This window comes from Echinicola arenosa, from assembly GCF_014841125.1.
Lineage (GTDB): Bacteria > Bacteroidota > Bacteroidia > Cytophagales > Cyclobacteriaceae > Echinicola > Echinicola arenosa.
On record NZ_JACYTQ010000002.1, the window covers coordinates 590,052 to 609,259 of the forward strand.

The following is a 19,208-nucleotide window of genomic DNA, read 5'->3' on the forward strand; positions in this document are numbered from 1 at the left end:
ATACGCCGAAAGCTGTATCTTAGACCTCCAATTGGTTCTTTAAGGAAACATTCAATGGACAAATTCAATATTGCGATCATTGGTACGGGCAATGTAGCCTGGCATTTGGCTCCAGCCTTGGAAAATGCAGGTCATACCATCACAGAGGTTTATAGCAGGGACTTCCATCGTGCAGAAAAAATCATCAACAAACTTTATACGGCAGAGGTAAAAACAGACCTCGATTTCTCAGAAAGCAAAGCCAATATATATATCCTCGCCGTCAGCGACCATGCCATCACACAAGTGGCAGACGCGATCATTCTTCCAGAGGAAAGTATTCTCGTTCATACTTCAGGAAGCATGCCTTTGGATGTTTTGGGTTTCAGTTCAGCAAGTTATACAGGCATCTTTTACCCATTGCAAAGCTTTAGTAAATCACGTTCTTTGGACATAGATGAAATTCCTTTCTTATTGGAATCTGACGATCAGACCACACTTCAAAAGCTTAAAAAACTGGCCAAAAGCCTTTCTCCACTCCACTATGTATTGAAATCCAAAGATCGAATGGCTCTTCATGTGGCTGCTGTCTTTGCCAGCAACTTTACCAATCACATGATCCGGGTATCGGAAGAGATCATGCGGAGGCAGGGCTTGGACTTTGAAATGCTCCAGCCTTTGATCATAGAGCAAATTAGTAAAACCTTGGAAATAGGAGCCAAATCAGCACAAACAGGACCAGCACTTAGGGGAGACCTTAACACCTTGGACATGCATTACCAATTTTTGAATTACAACGAACAGGTAGCTGAAATTTATAAATTGATTTCTCAGGATATCATCGATGCAAACTAAACTGTTTTCTTTCTTAATTTTCTACTTAAAAAACCCACCACTTCTAACCTACTACTTTACTTTACCGTATTTTTGAAATATGACTAAGCCCACAGCTGAAAAAGCATTTTCCTTTTCTGCCTTTTTCAAAATCATCAGGTCTGACAACTTGCTGATGATGGCTTTTGCTCAGTTAATGACCGCCTATTTTTTGGTTGAAGAGACCAATTCTGGACTTTCTGTATTAACTGATTACAAATTGTATTTATTGATTTTCTCTACCATCACCATCGCTGCTTCTGGTTACATCATCAATGATTATTATGATGTCAAAATAGACTACATTAATAAACCTGATGAAGTCATTGTGGGCAAGGGAATGAGAAGAAGAGTGGTGATGTTTCTCCATAGTATCCTCAACTTTGTGGGAATTGCCCTTGCTTGTTTGGTCAACTTAAAAGTTGGTGCTATTCATTTTATTGCCGCATTTATCCTTTGGCTTTACTCTAACAACCTCAAAAGGCTTCCCTTTGTGGGCAATTTAGCTGTTGGTCTCTTGACAGGTCTTTCTATTTGGATCATCGGATTCTACTATCAGCAGTCCCAACTTCTGGTGTTGACTTATGCCATATTCGCCTTCTTCATCAACCTGATCAGGGAAATTATCAAGGACATCGAGGACAGGGAAGGAGACAGAAAACACGGATGTAAAACTTTGCCCATTGTACTGGGCTTTAGAAAAACCAAAAACATAATTTTTATCCTTGCAGGAATATTTGTGTGTTCCATTTTGACTGTTGCCTTTAAAGTAAATGACACCTTATTATATATTTATTTTGGAGCTATTGGAGTCTTATTCTTATTCTTCATGTACAAAATCTATTACGCCGACCGAAAAAAGCATTTCACACAACTCAGCAAAATGTCTAAAATATTAATGCTAACAGGTGTCTTGAGTATGGCTTTTTTATAATATTACATGGGAATTGGCTCGGCTCTTGTACTAGAAAACCATGTGAGGCCAAAAAATATCCTTATTTTTGTCTTCTCAACCTTTATAAATGAACATCTAAATAGATTTTCACTTGAAAAAAATAGCCATAATTGCCTCGGGAAATGGAAGCAATGCTGAAGAAATCATCAATCACTTTGATGGTTCAACCAAAGCCAAAGTGCTGACCATCGCCTCCAATAAAACAGATGCTTACGTATTGGAAAGGGCCAAGAACCACGAAATACCTTTCTTTTCTTTTACCAAATCTGAAATGGAAGAAGGCATTTTAGAAAAATCATTCCTCGAGCTAGGTATTGATTTAATTGTCTTAGCGGGTTTTCTCCTGAAAATCCCAGATGGACTTATCAAAAAATTCCCCAACCGCATTATTAATATCCATCCAGCTTTATTACCTAAATTTGGAGGTAAAGGCATGTATGGCATGCGCGTTCATGAAGCCGTTAAGGAAAAGGGCGAGAAGGAAACCGGGATCACCATCCATTATGTCAATGAAAAATATGACGATGGCAGAGTGATTTTTCAGGAAAGTGTAACGGTATTGGACACGGATACCCCAGAGGACATTGCCAATAAGGTTCACGCCTTGGAGTATAAATATTTCCCAAAAGTTATTGAAAGCCTGCTTTAATCAGCTGATTTTCCTACCTTTGCAGTTTAAAACAATTCATCAAACCTATTTCATTCAATACTTTCAAAAATGGCTGTTAAGAAAATTCAATCTGCCCTTATTTCAGTATTTTACAAAGACAATCTTGAACCAATCATTGCCCTTCTTAAAGAGCAAGGTGTAAAAATCTACTCTACAGGAGGGACCCAAAAGTTCATTGAGGAACAAGGTGCAGAAGTAACCGCTGTAGAAGACCTGACCGGCTATCCATCCATTTTCGGCGGAAGGGTAAAAACGCTTCACCCAAAAGTATTTGGAGGAATCCTTCACAGAAGAGAAGACGAAGGAGACCTTTCCCAAGCTCAGGAATTTGATATCCCTGAAATCGACTTGGTAATTGTGGATCTTTATCCATTCGAGGAGACGGTAGCTTCAGGTGCTCCAGAGCAAGACATCATCGAAAAAATTGACATCGGTGGAATCTCTTTGATCAGGGCTGCAGCCAAGAACTTCAAAGACGTAACCATTATTGCTTCACGTGACCAATATGGTGAACTTGAAGAAAGATTGAAAAATAATGGAGGTGGTACTACTATCGAAGACAGAAAATATTTTGCTGCCAAAGCATTCCAAGTGTCTTCCCATTACGACACACATATCTTCAATTACTTTAACCAAGCGGAAGAAATTCCAGCTTTGAAAGTAAGTGAAAACAATGCCAAGGCTTTGAGATATGGTGAAAACCCTCACCAAAAAGCCCATTTCTATGGCAAGTTAGAAGATCTTTTTGAGCAATTGAACGGGAAAGAGCTTTCTTACAATAATTTAGTAGACATCGATGCAGCAGTAGCATTGATGGCGGAATTTGATGGAGAAACTGCCTTTGCAATCCTTAAGCATAACAATGCCTGCGGAGTCGCCAAAGGAGCTTCCGTAAAAGAAGCTTACCTTAAAGCATTTGCAGCAGATACTCTTTCTGCATTTGGTGGAGTATTGATCACCAACCAAACTGTGGACAAAGCCGCTGCGGAAGAAATGCATAGCCTATTCTTCGAAGTGTTGATTGCCCCTGCATTTGATGAGGATGCTTTAGAGGTATTGAAAGGCAAGAAAAACAGAATTCTTCTACTTCAGAAAACCAAAGTAGGTGGCACCAAGCAAATCAAAACGTTGTTGAATGGGATCATTGAACAAGACAAGGATTTGTTCATGGAAACAAAGGAAGACTTTAAAGTAGCCACTAAAATAGCGCCAACTGAAGAACAAAAAGATGCTTTGGTATTTGCTGCTAAAGTTTGTAAGCATACGAAATCAAACACCATCGTATTAAGTAACCAAGACCAGTTGTTTGCCAGTGGTGTGGGACAAACCTCAAGGGTCGATGCTTTAAAGCAGGCCATCGAAAAAGCCAAGTCATTCGGATTTGAATTGAAAGGTTCTGTTATGGCTTCTGATGCTTTCTTCCCATTCCCTGACTGTGTTGAAATTGCTTCCAAAGAAGGTGTAGCTGCTGTAGTTCAACCAGGCGGGTCCATTAAAGACCAAGACAGTGTTGATTTTTGTGACCAAGCCGGAATGGCCATGGTAATGACAGGAGTAAGACACTTCAAACATTAAGTAAAAACAATCCCCAACTATATTGAGGTCCCTGGCTGAAAAGTCAGGGACTTTTTTTGTTTTCCTATTTTTTGTTCAGGATTAAAGATTTTGTACAGCAACCAGTTTGGACTACTTTTTGCTGTCTGCAGCTCCAACTAATGTGGGCCAATAAAAATCACCTTAAAAAAGCACCTACCACTATAGATTATGTCTTTTAATTCGAATGTGTTTTCTTTCTCATTGCAAGTGATTTAAAAAAAAATTGTGCTCGATATTATAAATCCAAATTAAGGTAATAATTTTGTTGTCCCTCGTTTTATTTAAGCATTGTTAATGCTAACTTTAAACGATCAACTCAAACGTAATTTATTAAGAAAAGACCAGGATGGGATTATTCGACTTTTTCTCAAGTGATATAGCTATAGATTTAGGTACTGCCAATACTCTTATTATACATAAAGAAAAGATCGTAGTGGACGAACCCTCGATCATTGCGATAGATAAAACAAGCAATAGGATTCTGGCTGTAGGCCGTGAAGCGATGAACATGCATGAAAAAACGCATGAAAACATCAAAACGATCCGTCCATTGAAAGATGGGGTGATTGCGGATTTCTACGCAGCAGAGCAAATGATTAGGGGATTGATCAAAATGATTCCTGGACATAAAAAGGGCATGTTCCCACAATCTCACCGTATGGTGATCTGTATCCCATCTGGCATAACAGAAGTAGAAAAAAGAGCGGTAAGGGACTCAGCCGAACATGCAGGAGCCAAGGAAGTATATATGGTCTATGAGCCGATTGCAGCTGCCATTGGTATTGGAATCGATATCGAAAAACCAATGGGCTCAATGATCGTAGATATCGGAGGAGGCACCACAGAGATTGCCTTGATTGCCCTTTCAGGTATTGTAGCCGACCAATCTATCCGTGTAGCAGGCGACACTTTCACTAAGGATATTCTGGATTACATGAGGAGACAGCACAACCTCTTGATCGGCGAAAGATCTGCTGAAAAAGTGAAGATTGCCATTGGATCAGCCTTGACTGAGCTGGACGATGCTCCTGAAGACTATGAAATCAGAGGTAGGGACTTAATGACAGGTATTCCAAAAGTCATCAAGGTTTCTTATTCTGAAATTGCTTTTGCCTTGGACAAGTCTGTTTCCAAGATAGAAGAGGCCGTACTCAAGGCCCTTGAAATTGCCCCACCGGAACTTTCTGCAGACATATATGACAATGGTATCCACTTGACAGGCGGGGGGGCATTGCTGAAGGGACTTGACAAACGTCTTCACCAAAAAACAAAACTTCCTATTCACATTGCAGAAGATCCTTTAAGGGCTGTGGTGAGAGGAACAGGTACCGCCCTGAAAAATATAAATAGTTTCAGAACCGTTCTGATGACCTGATGAGTAAATGCAACGCATTTTATTATTCCTATATAGTATACGAGCCTTTTTGCTGTTCATTACCCTAGAAACTCTTGCCATTTGGCTGGTCGTTTCTTACAATTCTCCGCAAGGGGCCGTTTTCTTCAATAGTTCCAACAGTTTCACGGGAAGTTTCCTCAATACCAAGGACAGCTTTACGGAATATTTCACATTGGGAAAGACCAATGAGGCATTGGCTGAGAAAAATGCTCAGCTGATGGCGAAATTGGCAAATCTAAAGCCTACCAAGGATAGTGTCTTTATTCCTTTGGACAGTGGAATGCTGAACAGCTATGAGTTCCGCTCTGCCAAGGTGATCAATAATTCCATCAATCTAAGAACCAACCATATTACCTTGAACAAGGGGGCCAATGATGGCATCAAAGAAGGAATGGGGGTTTTTAATGAAGATGGTATCATCGGCCGGGTCAAAGGAGTATCCAACAACTATGCATCCGTTATTTCCTTGCTTCATACTGATTTATTGATTTCTTCCAAAATCAAATCAACTGATGTCTTTGGCTCAACCCAATGGGACGGAAAAAGCTCGCAAAAAGCAAAACTCAAATATGTCCCTAGGCACGTAGAGGTAGCCAAAGGTGATACTGTAGTCACTTCAGGCTATAATGCTGTTTTTCCAGAAGGATTACTGGTAGGGACTATAGATGAAGTAAGTACTGGAACAGAGACCAACTACCTGGACATCACAATTCACCTAACAGCTAACTTCAGTACCTTGACCTATGTATACTTGGTAGAAAACAATAGCATGGAGGTAGAATTGGATTCACTTCAACAAATCACAGAAAGCGTCAATGAATAGTAAAAATATAATTTCTTCTGTTGGAGCTATTGTCCTTTATTTTTTGATCCAGATTCTGGTGCTCAAAAACCTGGTGCTTTTTGGCATGGCTTTTTGTTTTCTCTATATCATCTATTTGCTCTTACTGCCTATAGAAATCAAAACCATCCCCTTGATGCTCATAGCATTCATTCTAGGGTTTGCTATTGATATATTTTACGACAGTATGGGGTTACATACTGCCAGTGCTGTGGTATTGGCTTTTCTTAGAAAGCCATGGCTCCAGGTGATCACCCCTACAGGCGGCTATGACTCCAACACACCCCCTTCACTCCTCAATATGGGTATTGGTTGGTTTTTGATGTACAGCTTGCCATTGATACTTATTCATCAACTTACCTTCTTCTTCATTGACAATATTGCTACATCCTTATATATTCCGATGATATACAGGACACTTAGTAGTACTGCTTTTACGTTTATCATTGGTGTGATCGTTCAGGTGTTGTTTTATAAGAAAAGGAGAGGAATTTAAATGAATGAAAATAGGCACAGTGTAATCATCATAGTCATCATTATAGTCGGACTGATTCTATTGTCCAAACTATTTATGATTCAGGTAATCGATGACAGTTTTTTGCGTAGGGCAGAAAGAAACGCTGTACAAAGGATAGTGGATTATCCTTACCGTGGCTTGGTATATGACCGCAATGATGAGTTGTTGGTCTATAACAACCCTGTCTTTGACCTGATGGTCATTCCACAGGAATTTAACATTGTGGATACGGCCAAATTCTGTAAACTCTTTCAGATCGAAAAGGAAGAGCTAAAGGAAAAGTACAAGGCCGCCAGAAAGTACAGTTGGGTAAAACCCTCCCCGCTGATCAAACAAATCTCCAATACAGATTTTGCTAGAATTCAGGATTACCTAATTGACTACCCTGGCTTGTTTGTGATGACCCGGTCAGTCAGAGCCTATCCAGACTCAGTAGCCTCCAGTGCTTTGGGTTATATTGCGGAAATCGTTCCTCGGCAGCTGGAAAGAGACAGTGCCCATTATTACAATCAAGGAGATTATATAGGTCATTCGGGCTTGGAATCCTATTATGAAAAATTCCTTAGAGGAAAAAAAGGTGCGAAATACAAAATGGTCAACGTAAGGGGTGTGGATAAAGGCTCCTTCAAAAATGGCCAGCTGGATACAGCTTCCATACCGGGGCTGAACCTGCAATCGACCATCGACATGGCGCTTCAAAAATATGGGGAAAAACTCATGAAAGGAAAGAGAGGTTCTGTCGTGGCCATCCAACCTAAAACTGGAGAGATCCTCTCCATGATCTCCGCACCAGTATATGACCCCAATCTCTTGGCCGGTTCTGCCTATGGAAAAAACTACCTTAAACTCCGAAATGATTCCACCAAGCCATTGTTCAACAGGCCTATTATGGCCATGTATCCACCAGGATCTATCTTCAAGATCGTCCAATCCCTGATTGGACTTCAGTGGGGAATTATCACTCCCAATACCACCTTTGCCTGTAACAAATCATTGGTCGCTTGCCATAACCACCCAAGTCCTGTAAACCTATTTGGTGCCATTAGAAACTCCTGTAATCCTTATTATCACCAAGCCTTTCGGATGATGATCAATCAAGATATCTCCAGCAATACATTTACAGACACACAGATTGGTTTGGACAAATGGCATGAGGCTGTCGAAAAATTTGGACTGGGAAACAAGCTTGGTGTGGACCTCCCCTACGAAAGCAGTGGCAGTGTTCCAAGCAGCAAATTATATGACCGGATTTACGGCAAGGGAAGATGGAAATATTCCACCATTTATTCCCTTTCCATAGGTCAAGGGGAAATGCAGGTAACTCCACTGCAGATGGCCAATTTAGCCGCCATCTTCGCCAACAAAGGATACTATTTTACCCCTCATTTGATTAAGTCCATCAATGGCAACCCTGATGATATCCCAGAAGAGTTTACCACCAAGCATGATGTGGGCGTTGCCCCTCACCATTTTGATATGGTACATGATGCCATGGCTGAGGCACTTTATGGGACAGCCATGAGGGCCATCATCAAGGATATTACGATTGCTGGAAAAACAGGTACTGCACAAAATCCTCACGGGGAAGATCATTCTGTCTTTGTGGCTTTTGCCCCTAAAGAAGATCCACAGATTGCGATAGCTGTTTACGTAGAAAATGCTGGATGGGGTGGTCGTGCAGCGGCAAGTACAGCCAGTTTGATGATAGAACAATATTTAAGAGGACATATAGAAAGACCGGCCTTGGAAGAGTATGTTTTGGCCGGAGATTTTGGAGACTAACGTGAGACAAGACGACTTATATATCAACAAAATTGATTGGCTGACCATTTTGATCTATTTCGCTTTGGTCATGATAGGCTGGTTCAATATTTATGCTGCCGTTTATGACGAACAAGCGGCAAAAAGCATCTTTGACTTCAGTATCAATTCCGGGAAACAATTGGTTTGGATCGGAACAGCAGTGCTTTTGATTACGGTCATTATGGTGGCGGATTATAGGCTCTTTGATAACCTCAGCATGATCCTCTACGGTTTCTTCCTGTTGATCTTGTTGCTTACCCCCTTTATTGGAAAGGAAATCAATGGCCAGCGTGCTTGGTTTGAATTGGGACCTTTCCGGCTTCAACCTGGGGAATTCGCCAAATTTGCAACGGCATTGGCATTGGCCAAATTTATAGAAAAACCATCATTTGACCTTAGCCAGCCCAAATATCAACTTCAAGCAATTTTGATCATCATGATTCCGGTTTCTTTGATCATGTTACAGCCTGATACTGGAACGGCCATGGTGTATATGGCTTTTTTCATCATGCTTTACCGGGAAGGAATGCCCCAGAAATACTATGTCATGGCTTTGGTGTTTATTGCAGTATCTCTCCTTTCCTTAGGTGTGGAAAACAATTTATACATTGCTGTGCCAGTAGCTTCCCTGACCGTCATTTTAATCTTGATGGGAAAGAAAAACTGGCAGAGAATAATAACTCTTTGCCTGATTGGTACAGCTGTGATTGCTTACAGTTACAGTTTGGATATGGTTGTTTCCAAACTTCCGGCCCACCAGCAAAACCGTATCATGGTGCTTTTTAATCCTGACCTTGATCCTTTGGGTGTAGGCTGGAATGTAACCCAATCTAAAATAGCCATTGGCTCTGGAGGCTTCTGGGGAAAAGGCTACTTAGAAGGGACCCAAACAAAATTTGACTTTGTACCAGAGCAGCATACAGACTTTATTTTCTGTACTTTGGGAGAAGAATTTGGATGGATAGGCAGCTTGGTTGTAGTAGCTCTTTTTGCGGCACTATTAATTCGATTGGTATTCCTGGCAGAAAGACAAAAGACCCGTTTCTCAAGGGTTTACGGCTATTGTGTCGTCTCTATCCTGCTTTTCCATTTTATGATCAATATTTCCATGACCATTGGCCTCTTTCCGGTGGTAGGTATTCCACTGCCCTTTTTTAGTTATGGAGGTTCGTCCTTGTGGTCATTTACCATCTTGCTATTTATCTTCATCAAGCTAGATTCACATAGGATTCAGCTCTTGGGAAGAATGAACTAAAAAAAGGTCGGAAATTGATATTCCGACCTTTTCTTACTTTAGTCTGGTTGAACCAAGTCATATTTTTTATCATACTGCTCCACTTGATTGGCTCGCCATTCTGGTCCCTCCAAAAACAGTGGATGTGGCAGCCTAACATCCCAGTGCCCCAACTTCTTCAGTAGCCTTTGGGTGATTTCAAGGTTTTCCAAGGCCACGTCATGCTGCTCAGAAATATCTTCTTCCAGATTATAGAGCATAGGCAAACGATCCGGTAACCTCACCAATTTCCACTTTCCTTCCCTGATGGCTGCACTAATGGTAAATCTCCACTTAATTTCCTCATGGGGTATATTCTCCTTTTCACCTTTTAAAAAAGGCATCAAGTTTACCCCGTCATACTTATCCTCTTCCTTCAAATCTCCTCCAGCCAAACTCACAAAAGTAGGCGTCAAATCCAAGGAGGAAACTGGTGCAGTATAAGAGGATCCGGCTGAAAGCATTCCATCCCACTTTATGATAAATGGCACATGTATCCCTCCTTCTAAAAGGGTTCCTTTCTTACCATTAAAGGGAGCATTTATAGAAGCATTGGTGTAGGCGGGACCGCCATTGTCACTAATAAATACGAAAATGGTGTTTTCCAATAGACCAGCCTTTTCCACTGCTTCGACAATCCTGCCCACATTGATGTCCAATCTATGAACCATTGCAGCATAGGTTCTTCTCTTCTCGTCCTTTATATCCCTATACAATTCCAGATCAGCTTCCGTGGCCTGCATCGGGGTATGTGGAGCATTAAAGGATGCATAAAGGAAAAAAGGTTCATCTTGATGTCTCTTTACAAAATCCACACATTCATCACCTTTATCATCTGTGATATAGGTAATCTCCTGTGGCGTTTTGTAATTACACTCTATTTTAGCCTTATAGCCTTTGCTATTATTTCCAGCTTCAAAATAGTCGTGGCCTCCACCTCTGTAACCCCAAAATTCATCAAATCCTCTATTCAAAGGATAAAACTGGTCATCATATCCCAAGTGCCATTTTCCTACCAATCCAGTTACATAACCTAATTCACCCAACCGATCCGCTACAGTCTGCTGTTGAACAGGCAAGCCCAAAAAAGCAGGGTCAAAGCCGGGCTGATTGTTGGCAAGATTGTTATCGTAACCAAATTCTACTTGATTCCGTCCAGTCAACAAACCAGCTCTTGATGGACTGCAAACAGCAGAGGAAACATAGCCCTCTGGAAAATAAACACCGGTCTGGGCCAAGGCATCAATATGAGGTGTTTTGATCTGCTTACTACCAGTAAAACTTAAATCCCCATAACCCAAGTCATCCGCCACAATCAAAATGTAATTGGGTTTGTCCTCAGGTAAGCGTTTTCCTTTTTGAGCATTGGTCAGGTCTATTATACCTACTAAACACCCTAGTACTAACCAAAATTTTTTCATAAGTATTGTTTTCTACTCAAAGCGGGCATAATAATCCCTTAAAGACTATAGAAAGCCCCCTCTTTGAAAATTCATAATGTATTTACCGGATTATCGGTTTGTGTAGGGTGATTTTACTTTTCGTCAAATTTTCTGTAAACCAAGTGTAGAAATTCGATCACTTCCTCGGAATCATGATCCCAATTTAATTTAACAACATAACGATCATTGATTAATTCAATTGCTTCCACAAAGCTATCGCATTTATCAATAGACTTAAAGGCATGTCCCATCAAATCCGGGTTGCCCTCAAATAGTTTCTTGGTAAACATAAATCGCTGGTTGATGGCTACTCCATCTTCCAAACTCTCAATAGGCCCCTTCAAAAGTCCACTTTGCTCGGATTCAAATCTCGCCCAAGCCAAAGCCGGGTCTATTGTCCCTCCTGATGGCGGAGTAGATTTCCTTTCCTCAATAACTGGAGCTGTAGGGGACTCTTTGTCATCATCTTCAGGTTCAGTGTGAGAAATGGGTAGATCATCAATTTTTTCTTCGCTTTCCTCTTCGTTTGAATCTAAAACTTCTTCCTTAACTTCTGGCATTGCAGCTACTGTAGCTTCTTCCGCTTCACTTTGGATCAATGCATTCCAATCAATTGGCAATACCTGATTTAAACTTGCCAGTAAGTTCTGTGCAGGTTCAAGCTCATTGAGCATCTTTTGATAAAGATCATTTAAAGTATTCTTATAAATCTCTGATTCTTCTTGCCCTCCCTTTTCGATCAGCTCTGCCAATAATTTAGTATGCCATTTGATATATTTTTTTGAAGCCTTCAGGTGCTTCAAAGGATTTTCTTCCTTGCTCTTTTCAATTTCTCCCCAAAAATACAACAAGGGATCTATCGCCAATAAAACCGTGTCAATGACAGCGATTTCCATCAATGGCCTAAAATGATGGTTTTCGATTTTAATCGCCCTCGAAAGTACATTCATAAACTCCTTCAATGCTTCTGCAACCGCCATGTCTTTGTAATCAAAAAATGGATTGCTTTTTAACTTATCCAGTTCCTCGTTCCACTTTTCAAAAAGTGCCTTAATCACCATAAAATTAACCTGGGTACTAGGTGTCAACTGAATGATCTCTTGACCAGACATGTACTTTTTAGTACCAAAGTATTCCGAACATACCTTTTCAGAAAAGGCATGTGCATAGTTTTCTAAATAATTGAGGTTAATTTTATCGTTCATTAGTAAGTATATTTCTGTAGAAGTACGAGAATGATGCCTAAAATAGTAATTGAAAATCTATACCACAAGGAGATTTACACAAAAGCCCCCGATCGCAAAGTTATCGAATTAATCCATGAAAATAATGTGGACTGGATGCATGCTTGCGGAAAAAAAGGCAGGTGCACCACTTGCATGATGATTGTACATGAAGGTATGGAAAACTTATCAGAGCCAACTGATCGGGAAGAATATTTTAGAAAATTAGGAAGACTAAAAGAGAATCAACGTTTAACTTGCCAAGCCAGGTTGCAGCAAGGAACCATTCGCATCAAGGTAAACGAAATGTATAAATTTCCACATATGGATTACAGTGAGTAATCTTTATGGTTTGAATAAAATGGCGAATTGAATTTAAGAAGTGGAAGAACATGTTTATAGAACCAGTAATTGGAAACAATCATCCGAAAGAAAAGAAAGGTCATATTGAAGTGATCTGTGGATCTATGTTTTCCGGCAAAACAGAGGAACTCATCAGACGGCTCAACCGGGCTTTGATCGCCAAACAGAAAGTGGAAATCTTCAAGCCAGCCATTGACACCAGGTACCATGATTCCAATGTGGTCTCCCACAATGAAAATGAAATCCGTTCTACACCAGTTCAGTTTGCCGATGACATTATGCTTTTGGCTGGGGACTGCGATGTAATTGGGATTGATGAGGTACAGTTTTTTGACAAACAAATTGTTCAAGTAGCCAATTCCTTGGCCAAATCAGGAAAGCGGGTCATCCTTGCTGGGTTGGATATGGATTTTGAAGGAAAACCTTTTGAGCCAATGCCACAACTTTTGGCTACTGCGGAGTATGTTACCAAAGTACACGCCATTTGCATGAAATGTGGAGACCTCGCTTCCTACAGTTTCAGGCTGTCAGATGCCAAACAAAAGGTCGTATTGGGTGAAAAGGATAGCTATGAAGCCCGTTGTAGAAAGTGCTTTTATGAAGACAAAAAATAAAGTTTACAATCTATTTCAAGTTCGCTCTATCCAATGATCAAAAAGACTCAGGGCATCGTCATCCATTATCTTAAATACAGGGAAACTTCAATAATTGTGAAGATTTTTACCCGTGACCTAGGTCTAAAAAGCTACATTGTCAATGGAGTCAGGAGCGCCAAGTCAAAAACAAAAATGGCCTTTTACCAGCCTCTGACCTTATTGGACCTTGTTGTTTATGATAAAGAAAACGCATCCCTGAACCGAATTTCTGAAGTCAAATTGGCTTATCCATTTCAACGAATCCCATTTGAGTATTACCGTTCTGGCGTGGCCATGTTTGTGGGAGAAGTACTTGGGAAATCCATTTACGAAAACTATCAAAATGAATACCTGTATGATTTTATCTATCAATGTATCACCTATCTTGATCAAGAAAAAATCAATTTAGGGACATATCCATTGGGTTTTTTACTGGAATCTTCCAAGTACTTAGGTTTTTCACCAGATAATGCTGCAGAATTTTTTGATCAAGTACATCCAGAAATTAATGACTCAACTTTTGCCAAAGAAGAGAAAAAACACTTGACACAGTTGATCCAATCACCTTTCAATGCTGACATCAAAGTCCCTTCTAATATTAGAAAAAAACTACTGGATGACCTTCTGACCTTTTATAAAATACACCTAGAGACTTTCACAGAAGTAAAATCCCTGTCCATTTTAAGGAGTCTGATGTAACCAGTTATAATTATCCGGTGACCTTAATTTGCTTAATGCTCTTAGAAAATACCCCAGGAATCTCATTTCCTTTTTTGTCTACCAAGGCCACTGATACTTTATGCTCTCCTTTTGGCAGGTTACTGATCTTTACCTGTCCCATTTCATGAAAAGTATATTCCTGCTCATCTACCATTACCTTGATCTGCAATTGGTCCTCATTCAAATCTCCACCTACTAAAATAAAGTCCACAATTACCTCTTCGTCCAAATCGAATTCTTGTCCATTTTGAGGTAGATTTACGCCAATATATGGATCTTCACTCTCTGGAAATGGTTTGGAATCCCCAACTGTAAAGTCTCTCTCTACATAATTTCCATATTCTTTCAGTGCCAATCCCTTTTCATCCACCAAATAGGCTAGAACTTTATAACTTCCTGTCTCCAGTTCCTTTCTAAAGATGGGCATATTATACCCAATAGGATCATTACCATTAATAATCATCTGGAGTTGAAAGCCCTTGACACCGTGTTCGAATGGATAATTCTTGATATTAAACTCAAAGGGAATACTTCCTTTTTCAAAAGCTTCATTTTCCAGTGGACTGTACAACTCAAGCATCGCATCAGGATAGGCTACTTCTTGAAGTTCATACCTAAACTTAACATTTTCTTGAACTTTAGCTTCTGGAGTTACTTCCATGGTTTGATCTCCTTCCTCCTTTTTGGTTTCAGTATCACATGAAAACAAAAGAAAACCACTAAACAACAGCAAAACGAAAGGATTAATTTTCTTCATATTAGGATCATTGGGTTCTCTTAAAGATATTTAATTTTCCTATAAAATATTTACCTTGCAGGATAAATCGAACATGTCATGAGCGAAATTCTTTATAATGAAATCCCATCTTTAGACCTTGCCGATTTCACATCAGGTGATGCAAGCCAAAAAGCAGCTTTTGTCCACAAACTAGGAGACGCCTACCAAAACATTGGTTTTGTTGCCATTAAAAATCACGGGCTCACACAAGAATTACAGGACAATCTTTATGCCACTATTAAAGAATTTTTCTTTTTGGACGACAGCATCAAAAGCCAATATGAAAGACCTGAAATAGGCTATCAAAGAGGCTACACGGGCAAAGGAAAAGAACATGCCAAAGGAAGAAATACAGGAGATCTAAAAGAATTTTACCATGTTGGACAGGATTTGGGTGGCATACCTGATACAGATCCTCTTAAAAAAGACTATCCCCCCAATGTGTGGCCAGCTGAAGTAAGTAACTTCAAGGAGGTAGCGCTTGAGGTGTACAAAACCATTGAAAACGCAGGAAAAGCCATGTTAAGGGCTATTGCCTTGCACTTGGAATTACCAGAAGACTATTTTGAAGATAAGGTAATTCACGGCAATTCGATTTTAAGACCCATCCATTATTTTCCGATCGAAAATCCAGAAGAAGTCCCTTCAGACGCTGTAAGAGCCGCTGAACATGGGGATATTAACCTTATCACCCTTTTGATGGGGGCCAGCGCCGATGGCTTGCAGGTATTAAGAAAAGATGGACAATGGATTCCTATCACCGCGTTGCCTGATCAATTGGTAGTCAATGTAGGAGACATGCTGGAAAGACTTACCAATAAAAAACTTAAGTCCACCATCCACAGAGTGGTAAACCCTCCACGCGAAAAAATGAACAGCAGTAGGTACTCCATTCCATTCTTTATGCATCCAAGAGCTGAGATGGATTTGACATGCCTTGACTCTTGCGTGGATACGGAAAACCCAAAAGCATTTGAAGATGCGACAGCTGGTGAATTTTTAGAAGAAAGACTCCGGGAGTTGGGTTTACGCAAGTAGTCATTCGTGACCATCAGAAAAGTCAAATATTACCTCTACCTCAAAGATGTCATTACTCTTTCGGTCACAGCCTTTGGCGGCCCTCAGGCCTTTTTGGCAATGGTTCTTGACATCATGGTCAGAAAGAGGCGGTATATATCAGAAGAAGAGCTTTGGGAGCTCCATGCTCTTTGCCAAATATTACCAGGACCAACATCTACTCAAACAATCTCTGCTATAGGCTATAGGGTTGGAGGGCCGAACTTGGCCTACCTTTCCCTTTTGGTCTGGATCCTGCCTGCCACCATCCTAATGACAGGAGCAGCCATTTTGGTGGATTTTCTGCAAACCCAAACCGCAGGATCTCTCAACTTTGCCAAATTCATACAGCCCATGGCAATCGGGTTTATCATCTATGCCGCCCAAAAAACCATAGGTAAAATGGTAAAGACCACGGAGGCCATGGTCCTCATGATGCTATCTGCTTTTGTCGCCTTCTTTTACAATTCGCCTTATATTTTTCCCTTTATGCTGATCGCTGGAGGAATAACCACCTCTTTGAAATTTAACAAGCAGCCTAAAATTGAAGAAAAACATGGAATTACCATCGAGTGGGCCAACTTCCTACTTTGGGGAGGTGTTTTAATCACTGCAGCCGCACTTGGTCATTTTACAAAAATTTTACCCATCAGACTTTTTGAGAATTTCTACCGTAACGGCAGCTTGATCTTTGGAGGAGGGCAAGTACTTGTTCCTTACCTTTATACGGAGTTTGTGGAGTTCAAAGCCTATTTAACTTCTGAGGAGTTCCTTACGGGATACGCTATTTCACAAGGGGTTCCTGGTCCCACTTTCAGTATCAGCTCTTATATCGGAGCACTTTCCATGCGGGAAATGGGCATCGGGGGAGCCATTACGGGAGGTTTGATCGCAGCGGCTGGAATTTTTCTTCCCGGAACATTTCTGATCTTCTTTGTCATCAGGTTTTGGGATGAGTTGAAAAAATACAGACCCGTCAGGGCTGCCCTTGAGGGAGTCAATGCAGTTTCTTGCGGTATGCTGATCGCTGCCGCCTATATACTTTTTGAGCCTATGCCGGCCAATATTTTTAACATCACCGCTATCATTGGCACTTACCTTTTACTTCAATTCACTAAAATTCCTTCTCCATTGATCATCATTGGAGGAATAGTTATTGGCCTAGGTTACCAATTTGTGATCAATGGCTTTAGCATCTGAAGCGTTAACTTTAATGCTTTTTCTCCAAATCAACCTTTACAAATGCTCCCATTAGAGATACAAAAGCCGTAATCAAGAAAAACAATAAACTAAAAGCTACAGCCATGTTTTTATCAATATTCATATAGTCATGGCTAAAAATAAACACCAGTTCCCTGGCCCCTACTCCACCAATAGTCAAAGGTAAAACCGCCACAATGGAAGACAGCAAAAACACGAATTGATAGGACACAACTTGTGCATTAATTCCTAAACCCAAAAGTATAAAATAGGCACAAACCAATTGAGCGATTTGAACCATCAGGGAGTAAATGCTAGTTTTTAAGATCGATTTTTTAAAGGATTTGAACCACCACTTGACAATAATTATAAAAACTACCGGAACCAGAAATAGGCCAACACCGGCCAAAAGATTCAAATTAATCCCAGCCAAATAAATCCACTCCACCTCTACCCAAAACCAAAGCCCCAGCATCAACCAAACCAAGGCCACCAAGCCGCTGACCCTATCCAATAAAACTGCCGCCAAAAGTTGCTTGACATTGGTTTTAAATTGCTTGTTCAATAAATAAACCTTATAACCATCCCCTCCTATTCCTCCAGGAAGAAAAAGATTATAAAACATCCCAATCCAATAAAGTTTCAGATTTTGCAGCTCACTTAACTTTAAACCAAGGTCTCGAAAATAACAATTGAGCCTGAATGAGGAAATCGCTTTTGATGCTACAAAAAATAGAGAGGCCAAAAACAGGTAAAGTAAATTGGATCTTTTTATAACCTGCCATGTTTCCTGGACATCTATTTTTCGAAATACCAAATAAACCGCTACTCCTGTTAAGAGTACCTTAAGGAGTAGCTTGATGGTCTTTTTATTCACCTTGATATACCTGTTTGATGGTATAGGTTTTCTTATCCTGGGATTCAAAATAAGTCCTTACAATGATTTCAGCCACAATTCCCGTGGTGATCAGTTGTAAGCCTCCCAATACAAGGATCAGTCCCACCAATAATATGGGCCTGCCCCATATATCTTCTCCTGCAATTTTCAGTACCAAAAGATAAATATTGATCAATATCCCCACAAAAAAGGACAGCAAGCCAATGGTTCCAAAGAGGTGAATGGGACGCTGAAGGTACTTTTGAAAGAAAAGCATCAGAATCAAGTCGGCCATCACCTTAAAGGTTCTGTTCAGACCATATTTAGAAGTACCGTGAATCCTTGGGTGATGCTTCACATTCACTTCCGTCATCTTTGCCCCTTCTTGCTTGGCCAATACCGGAATAAAACGGTGCAATTCCCCATACAGCCCCATATTTTGAGCAATATGGGCTTTATAAACCCTGAGACTACATCCATAATCTTTCAGGTACACCTTGGTAGTATTTCGGATCATCCAATTGGCAAACTTGCTCGGTAATTTCCTCAGTACAAAACCATCTTGGCGATTAGCTCTCACTCCTGCCACTACATCCCAGTCCTCATCAATTGCCTTTTGGAGCATCATTGGAATATCGGAGGGATCGTTCTGAAGATCACCATCCATCGTCACAATATATTCTCCTACGGCATGGTCAATCCCGGCTGCCAGTGCTGTAGTTTGACCGTAGTTTTTGTTAAAAATCAGCACTCGGGTATGCTCATTGCTATATTTTTTGGACTCTTCCACAGTCTTATCTGTAGATCCATCATCCACCAAAATCAGTTCATAGGAAATTCCCTCCAATGCTGTATAAACTGCTTCCAGTAAGGGCTTAATATTCTCTTCTTCGTTGTAAACAGTGACTACAAGAGAGAGCTGTAACTTAGACATACCATATAAAATTTGGCCAAAATTAAAGCTTTTTTGTCCCCTCACCAAGCAGGCTTACCAAAACCTAACCTTTTGGT

General features: G+C 40.5%; 19 protein-coding genes. 14 read left to right on the forward strand and 5 right to left on the reverse strand.

Annotated elements, in window-relative coordinates; translation table 11 throughout:
- The first annotated feature begins 54 nt into the window (after window positions 1-54).
- The 9 genes from IFO69_RS07230 (at window position 55) to rodA (ending at window position 9,885) form a co-directional block, all read left to right on the forward strand.
- Window positions 55-834: a Rossmann-like and DUF2520 domain-containing protein gene (locus IFO69_RS07230; protein WP_192009395.1), complete on the forward strand. Its 780-nt coding sequence runs from the start codon at window positions 55-57 to the stop codon at window positions 832-834.
- Between the two features lie 79 nt (window positions 835-913).
- Window positions 914-1,786 (forward strand): geranylgeranylglycerol-phosphate geranylgeranyltransferase, encoded by an 873-nt coding sequence (locus tag IFO69_RS07235; RefSeq protein WP_192009396.1) that lies wholly within the window; start codon window positions 914-916, stop codon window positions 1,784-1,786.
- Window positions 1,787-1,898: 112 nt separating this feature from the next.
- Entirely contained in the window at window positions 1,899-2,456 is a 558-nt protein-coding gene (purN, locus tag IFO69_RS07240) for a phosphoribosylglycinamide formyltransferase (protein WP_192009397.1), read from the forward strand.
- A gap of 69 nt (window positions 2,457-2,525) precedes the next feature.
- Complete coding sequence (purH, locus tag IFO69_RS07245) at window positions 2,526-4,052, forward strand: bifunctional phosphoribosylaminoimidazolecarboxamide formyltransferase/IMP cyclohydrolase (RefSeq protein ID WP_192009398.1); 1,527 nt, start codon at window positions 2,526-2,528, stop codon at window positions 4,050-4,052.
- A 367-nt stretch (window positions 4,053-4,419) separates the two neighbouring features.
- Window positions 4,420-5,448 carry a rod shape-determining protein gene (locus tag IFO69_RS07250; RefSeq protein ID WP_192009399.1) on the forward strand — a complete coding sequence of 343 codons (1,029 nt, stop codon included), beginning with the start codon at window positions 4,420-4,422 and terminating at the stop codon, window positions 5,446-5,448.
- A 7-nt stretch (window positions 5,449-5,455) separates the two neighbouring features.
- Entirely contained in the window at window positions 5,456-6,292 is an 837-nt protein-coding gene (mreC, locus tag IFO69_RS07255; protein WP_192009400.1) for a rod shape-determining protein MreC, read from the forward strand.
- Window positions 6,285-6,806, forward strand: coding sequence for a rod shape-determining protein MreD (locus IFO69_RS07260; protein ID WP_192009401.1), 522 nt, complete (start codon window positions 6,285-6,287; stop codon window positions 6,804-6,806). The genes mreC and IFO69_RS07260 overlap by 8 nt, the downstream gene beginning before the upstream one ends.
- Window positions 6,807-8,609: a penicillin-binding protein 2 gene (gene mrdA / locus IFO69_RS07265; RefSeq protein WP_192009402.1), complete on the forward strand. Its 1,803-nt coding sequence runs from the start codon at window positions 6,807-6,809 to the stop codon at window positions 8,607-8,609. It begins immediately after the preceding gene.
- A 1-nt stretch (window position 8,610) separates the two neighbouring features.
- Window positions 8,611-9,885 carry a rod shape-determining protein RodA gene (gene rodA / locus IFO69_RS07270; protein ID WP_192009836.1) on the forward strand — a complete coding sequence of 425 codons (1,275 nt, stop codon included), beginning with the start codon at window positions 8,611-8,613 and terminating at the stop codon, window positions 9,883-9,885.
- 38 nt (window positions 9,886-9,923) lie between these two features.
- On the opposite strand, the gene IFO69_RS07275 is transcribed toward rodA, so the two are convergent.
- Both IFO69_RS07275 and IFO69_RS07280 read right to left on the reverse strand, forming a co-directional pair.
- Window positions 9,924-11,324, reverse strand: a complete 1,401-nt coding sequence (locus tag IFO69_RS07275; protein ID WP_192009403.1) for a sulfatase-like hydrolase/transferase — start codon at window positions 11,322-11,324, stop codon at window positions 9,924-9,926.
- Window positions 11,325-11,437: 113 nt separating this feature from the next.
- A complete protein-coding gene (locus IFO69_RS07280) occupies window positions 11,438-12,550 on the reverse strand; it encodes a hypothetical protein (protein ID WP_192009404.1) in 1,113 nt (370 codons plus the stop codon).
- Between the two features lie 33 nt (window positions 12,551-12,583).
- Here IFO69_RS07280 and IFO69_RS07285 point away from each other — a divergent pair, with 33 nt between their 5' ends.
- The 3 genes from IFO69_RS07285 to recO are packed head-to-tail and all read left to right on the forward strand — an operon-like array spanning window position 12,584 to window position 14,265.
- The gene (locus IFO69_RS07285; protein ID WP_192009837.1) at window positions 12,584-12,910 is read left to right on the forward strand and encodes a 2Fe-2S iron-sulfur cluster-binding protein; all 327 of its coding nucleotides are present in this window, start codon (window positions 12,584-12,586) and stop codon (window positions 12,908-12,910) included.
- A gap of 50 nt (window positions 12,911-12,960) precedes the next feature.
- Window positions 12,961-13,545, forward strand: coding sequence for a thymidine kinase (locus IFO69_RS07290; protein ID WP_192009405.1), 585 nt, complete (start codon window positions 12,961-12,963; stop codon window positions 13,543-13,545).
- Window positions 13,546-13,578: 33 nt separating this feature from the next.
- Complete coding sequence (recO, locus tag IFO69_RS07295; RefSeq protein WP_192009406.1) at window positions 13,579-14,265, forward strand: DNA repair protein RecO; 687 nt, start codon at window positions 13,579-13,581, stop codon at window positions 14,263-14,265.
- Window positions 14,266-14,275: 10 nt separating this feature from the next.
- On the opposite strand, the gene IFO69_RS07300 is transcribed toward recO, so the two are convergent.
- Window positions 14,276-15,043, reverse strand: a complete 768-nt coding sequence (locus IFO69_RS07300) for a hypothetical protein (RefSeq protein ID WP_192009407.1) — start codon at window positions 15,041-15,043, stop codon at window positions 14,276-14,278.
- Window positions 15,044-15,121: 78 nt separating this feature from the next.
- On the opposite strand from IFO69_RS07300, the gene IFO69_RS07305 reads away from it, so the two are divergent.
- A complete protein-coding gene (locus IFO69_RS07305; RefSeq protein ID WP_192009408.1) occupies window positions 15,122-16,102 on the forward strand; it encodes an isopenicillin N synthase family dioxygenase in 981 nt (326 codons plus the stop codon).
- Window positions 16,103-16,108: 6 nt separating this feature from the next.
- A complete protein-coding gene (gene chrA / locus IFO69_RS07310) occupies window positions 16,109-17,320 on the forward strand; it encodes a chromate efflux transporter (RefSeq protein ID WP_192009409.1) in 1,212 nt (403 codons plus the stop codon).
- Window positions 17,321-17,330: 10 nt separating this feature from the next.
- On the opposite strand, the gene IFO69_RS07315 is transcribed toward chrA, so the two are convergent.
- Both IFO69_RS07315 and IFO69_RS07320 read right to left on the reverse strand, forming a co-directional pair.
- Window positions 17,331-18,197 carry a lysylphosphatidylglycerol synthase transmembrane domain-containing protein gene (locus tag IFO69_RS07315; protein ID WP_192009410.1) on the reverse strand — a complete coding sequence of 289 codons (867 nt, stop codon included), beginning with the start codon at window positions 18,195-18,197 and terminating at the stop codon, window positions 17,331-17,333.
- Entirely contained in the window at window positions 18,190-19,131 is a 942-nt protein-coding gene (locus tag IFO69_RS07320) for a glycosyltransferase family 2 protein (RefSeq protein ID WP_192009411.1), read from the reverse strand. The genes IFO69_RS07315 and IFO69_RS07320 overlap by 8 nt, the downstream gene beginning before the upstream one ends.
- Window positions 19,132-19,208 lie beyond the last annotated feature (77 nt).

Excerpts from the sequence above, each read along its gene's own strand:
- IFO69_RS07230 (WP_192009395.1), top strand. The coding sequence starts at position 55 with ATGGACAAATTCAATATTGCGATCATTGGTACGGGCAATGTAGCCTGG.
- IFO69_RS07235 (WP_192009396.1), top strand. The coding sequence starts at position 914 with ATGACTAAGCCCACAGCTGAAAAAGCATTTTCCTTTTCTGCCTTTTTC.
- purH (WP_192009398.1), top strand. The coding sequence starts at position 2,526 with ATGGCTGTTAAGAAAATTCAATCTGCCCTTATTTCAGTATTTTACAAA.
- IFO69_RS07250 (WP_192009399.1), top strand. The coding sequence starts at position 4,420 with ATGGGATTATTCGACTTTTTCTCAAGTGATATAGCTATAGATTTAGGT.
- mreC (WP_192009400.1), top strand. The coding sequence starts at position 5,456 with ATGCAACGCATTTTATTATTCCTATATAGTATACGAGCCTTTTTGCTG.
- IFO69_RS07260 (WP_192009401.1), top strand. The coding sequence starts at position 6,285 with ATGAATAGTAAAAATATAATTTCTTCTGTTGGAGCTATTGTCCTTTAT.
- mrdA (WP_192009402.1), top strand. The coding sequence starts at position 6,807 with ATGAATGAAAATAGGCACAGTGTAATCATCATAGTCATCATTATAGTC.
- IFO69_RS07275 (WP_192009403.1), bottom strand. The coding sequence starts at position 11,324 with ATGAAAAAATTTTGGTTAGTACTAGGGTGTTTAGTAGGTATAATAGAC.
- IFO69_RS07280 (WP_192009404.1), bottom strand. The coding sequence starts at position 12,550 with ATGAACGATAAAATTAACCTCAATTATTTAGAAAACTATGCACATGCC.
- IFO69_RS07285 (WP_192009837.1), top strand. The coding sequence starts at position 12,584 with ATGCCTAAAATAGTAATTGAAAATCTATACCACAAGGAGATTTACACA.
- IFO69_RS07290 (WP_192009405.1), top strand. The coding sequence starts at position 12,961 with ATGTTTATAGAACCAGTAATTGGAAACAATCATCCGAAAGAAAAGAAA.
- recO (WP_192009406.1), top strand. The coding sequence starts at position 13,579 with ATGATCAAAAAGACTCAGGGCATCGTCATCCATTATCTTAAATACAGG.
- IFO69_RS07300 (WP_192009407.1), bottom strand. The coding sequence starts at position 15,043 with ATGAAGAAAATTAATCCTTTCGTTTTGCTGTTGTTTAGTGGTTTTCTT.
- IFO69_RS07305 (WP_192009408.1), top strand. The coding sequence starts at position 15,122 with ATGAGCGAAATTCTTTATAATGAAATCCCATCTTTAGACCTTGCCGAT.
- IFO69_RS07320 (WP_192009411.1), bottom strand. The coding sequence starts at position 19,131 with ATGTCTAAGTTACAGCTCTCTCTTGTAGTCACTGTTTACAACGAAGAA.